Here is a 2,019-nt window from a genome sequence, read left to right on the forward strand (position 1 = left end):
CAGGCTACCTGAAACGCCCCATAGGGAAGCTGCCGCCGTTTCGGCTTGAAAGCGGCGGCCGTTCGGTGTTACGGTGCGGCGTCGCTTTTCTTGTCCGAATCAGGCTTGACCATGCTGCCTCCCGAGACCATTGATGCCGTTACCGCCCATATCCGCGCGCATTTGCACCAAGACCCCACGCCGGCGCAGATTGCCGCGCATTTCGGGGTCAACCGCTTCGCCCTGAGCCGCTGGTTTCGCGCCCACACCGGGCTGTCGTTGCGCGACTACATCGCCGCGCTGAAAATCGAGCAGGGTATTGCCCCGCTGGTGCAAGGCCAGCCAGTGATTGCCTCGCAACTGGAGGCCGGCCATGCCAGCGCCGCAACTTACGCGCACCGCTTCCGCGCCCATACCGGACAAAGCCCGCGCGATTACCGCGCGCAGGCCGCCACCTTCAGCGCCACCTTACGGCAAGCGCTGCATGACGGCGGCGCCCGGGTGTTGCCCTACCACGGCTTCGACCCCGCCGCCCATCCGCAAACACATGCGCTCAGCGTGGAAATACAGGGCGAGGGGCTGGCACCTCTGGTGTTTGTCGGGCTGTTTCCCGAGCCGATTCCGCGCGGCGTGCCGGTGCTGGGGCGGGCGCTGTTTCACACCCGCCGTTTTGTCATCGACCACATCCCCGACGGCCGCTACCACCTGCTCGGCTGCGAAATGCGCCCCAGCCTCAACCCGCTGGATTTCTTCCGCCTCGACCACTGCCTGCGCGCCCTGCACCCTGAGCCGATTACTTTCCCACTGCCCGCCCCGCAGCAACTGACACTGCACTTCCGCCCGTTACAGCCCTACGACCCGCCCATCACCGTCAACCTGCCCAAGCTGTTGTTCGATTACCTGCACCAACGCAATTCGTAACAAATACCGCACCGCGATTTGCGGCAAGATGCGGCTTTCCGCTTTCCCTCGTACAAGCCAAGGAGCCACCATGAACCCCGAACATTACATTGATCTCTGCCTAGCCGCCGTACCCACGGCCAATCGCGACACCTACCGCCAACACGCCGCCGAAGTGGCCGCCGTGGTCAAAGAACACGGCGTGCTGCAAGTGGTGGAATGCTGGGGCGATGACGTTCCAGAAGGAAAACTCACCTCGCTGCCGCTCGCGGTGCAATGCCGGCCGGACGAAACCGTGATGTGCTCCTGGTTCATCTGGCCGGACAAAGCCACGCGCGAAGCCGGTTGGCGCGCGATCAATGCCGATCCGCGCACGCCGCGAAACATGCCGTTTGACGGCCAACGCGCCATCTTCGGCGGCTTTATGCCGCTGTCGCTCGACTGAACCGTACCTTTCCCCCAAGGAGACCCCCATGAAAATCAGCCCCTATCTGTATTTCAACGGCAACTGCGCCGAAGCCATGACCTTTTACGCCGAGCTTTTGGGCGGCGAAGCGCACATCATGCGCTTTGCCGACATGCCGCCGGAGCCCGATGCACCGCCACTGTCCGAGGCCGACAAAAACAAAGTGGCAAACAGCAACCTGATGAAAGATGGCGAAATCCTGCTCAGCGCCAGCGACACCTTGCCAATGTTCTGCGACAAAGGCGGCTTCCAGCCCATGCAAGGCTTTCAGGTAGCCATTGACGTCGATACCGTGGCCGAAGGCGAGCGCATCTTCAACGCGCTTTCAGAAGACGGGCAGGTGCAAATGCCCTTTGCCGAAACCTTCTGGGCCAAAGGCTTTGGCATCGTCACCGACCGCTTCGGCACCCCATGGATGGTGAATGCCGAACTGCAAGGCGAATAAGCACCGAAATAGATCCGCATGGCTGCTTGAAAACACTTCAGGCAGCCACTCTTTCCAACTACGCTGGATAAAGCGGTATACGAGTAGGGATGTGACACGTCTTCAATATTAAGCTAGGAGCCCGGAGTAGGTTGATAGGCATGAAATCGTCTGTGAATATGCTGGTGATTTGCGCAGTAATCGTGTAATTGGATATTTTGTAATGCAGATGAACGATAATGTGTAGAAA

3 protein-coding genes are annotated in these 2,019 nt (G+C 60.2%); all 3 read left to right on the top strand.

The genetic code is table 11. The features are described from left to right. Nucleotides 1-111 precede the first annotated feature (111 nt). The 3 genes from HMPREF9371_RS10220 to HMPREF9371_RS10230 all read left to right on the top strand — a co-directional run bounded on the left by HMPREF9371_RS10220 (nt 112) and on the right by HMPREF9371_RS10230 (nt 1,790). Nucleotides 112-900, top strand: a complete 789-nt coding sequence (locus HMPREF9371_RS10220; protein ID WP_009120055.1) for a helix-turn-helix transcriptional regulator — start codon at nt 112-114, stop codon at nt 898-900. A 70-nt stretch (nt 901-970) separates the two neighbouring features. Continuing rightward, entirely contained in the window at nt 971-1,324 is a 354-nt protein-coding gene (locus HMPREF9371_RS10225) for a DUF1428 domain-containing protein (protein WP_009120056.1), read from the top strand. A 28-nt stretch (nt 1,325-1,352) separates the two neighbouring features. Then, nucleotides 1,353-1,790, top strand: coding sequence for a VOC family protein (locus HMPREF9371_RS10230; protein WP_009120057.1), 438 nt, complete (start codon nt 1,353-1,355; stop codon nt 1,788-1,790). The last annotated feature ends 229 nt before the right edge of the window (nt 1,791-2,019 follow it).

The organism is Neisseria shayeganii 871 (assembly GCF_000226875.1).
GTDB lineage: Bacteria > Pseudomonadota > Gammaproteobacteria > Burkholderiales > Neisseriaceae > Eikenella > Eikenella shayeganii.

Coding starts and splice junctions, on each gene's coding strand:
- HMPREF9371_RS10220 (WP_009120055.1), top strand. CDS start 112: ATGCTGCCTCCCGAGACCATTGATGCCGTTACCGCCCATATCCGCGCG.
- HMPREF9371_RS10225 (WP_009120056.1), top strand. CDS start 971: ATGAACCCCGAACATTACATTGATCTCTGCCTAGCCGCCGTACCCACG.
- HMPREF9371_RS10230 (WP_009120057.1), top strand. CDS start 1,353: ATGAAAATCAGCCCCTATCTGTATTTCAACGGCAACTGCGCCGAAGCC.